Annotated in this window: 1 protein-coding gene; it reads left to right on the top strand. The window is 65.5% G+C overall.

Annotated elements, in window-relative coordinates; translation table 11 throughout:
• Positions 1-20 precede the first annotated feature (20 nt).
• Positions 21-1126: DUF6531 domain-containing protein (locus QCE69_RS39160; RefSeq protein WP_309936129.1), on the top strand; the 1106-nt coding region annotated here is incomplete at its 3' end.

Below are 1126 nucleotides of genomic sequence, written 5' to 3'. Positions count from 1 at the left end.
GCGACATGACGATGCTGGCAGTGAACCACCTGACGCCGGTGGTCGGCATCGACGTGCATTGGGTCAATCTCCCGCCGTCGCCCGCGCCTGTTCCGCTGCCGCATCCTCACGTGGGCGTGGTGCTGGATTTGCGCGAGTACGCGAATGCGGCGCTGGCGGTCATGGGCAGCATCGTGTTCAGCTTCGTCGAGGAACAGGTCGGCACGTTCGTGCAGGCCCACGAACAGCAGATCGCCGATGTGATGCAAAGCGATCTGGTCCAGTCGGGCTTGGGCGCCGTCGATACCGTCATGAATAATGACGTCGTCGCAGGCGGCATGGACGCGCTGAAAGCGGCGAACGCGCTGCAGCGCAAGGTGAGCGATGCCTTGGGTGGCCACGTCGGGTCGGGCGGCGGGGGCGCGCCGATCACGATCAACGGCTTGCTGCGCGCGACGGCAGGCACGCACACGTTCCACGCGCCTGGTCTGCACTTTCCGTTGGGCGCGGGCTTTGCCGCATCGGATGCACGGGGGCCGTCGCAGGATGCGGAGTCGTTCATGGGCAGCCGCACCGTGCTGGCCAACGGCGATCCGATGTCATTCGCGGCGCTGCCCGCGTTGAGTTGCTGGTGCGCGGGCATGCTGCCGATGTCGCACAACAGCGCGCATACGGAACGCAAGTACATGTCCTTGCCCACCGCGACGATGCTGCCTATTCCGGCCGATCGTCCCGTGCTGGTGGGCGGCCCGCCCGTGATGAACATGATGGCGATGGCGGCCGGACTGTTCAGGGCGTTTCGCGGCTCGGCGCTGGCCAAGAGGCTGTTCAAGAACTTCCCGTCGGGGTTCATCAAGTGCGTGATCTTCGACGCGGAGCCGGTCAACTCGATCACCGGTGAAGTGGTGGTGCAGCAGCACGATTTCACCATCGACGGGCGCTTGCCGCTGGTGTGGGATCGCTACTACGCGAGTCACGACATGATCCCGGGAAGCCTCGGGCGTGGCTGGCGCAGTCCGGCCGACATTCGCGTGGACTTGCTGCGCGATCAAGGGCATGAGTTCGTGCAATACAGCGCGGCGGTCACGTTTGCCGATCACGCCACCGCGTTCGATCAGATGCCGCACGAAAGCGGATGGCCCGCGCG

The organism is Caballeronia sp. LZ032 (assembly GCF_031451315.1).
Classification (GTDB): Bacteria; Pseudomonadota; Gammaproteobacteria; order Burkholderiales; family Burkholderiaceae; genus Caballeronia.
The sequence above is the reverse complement of the archived record's forward strand: the minus strand, read 5'-3'. Positions and strand labels throughout refer to the sequence as shown.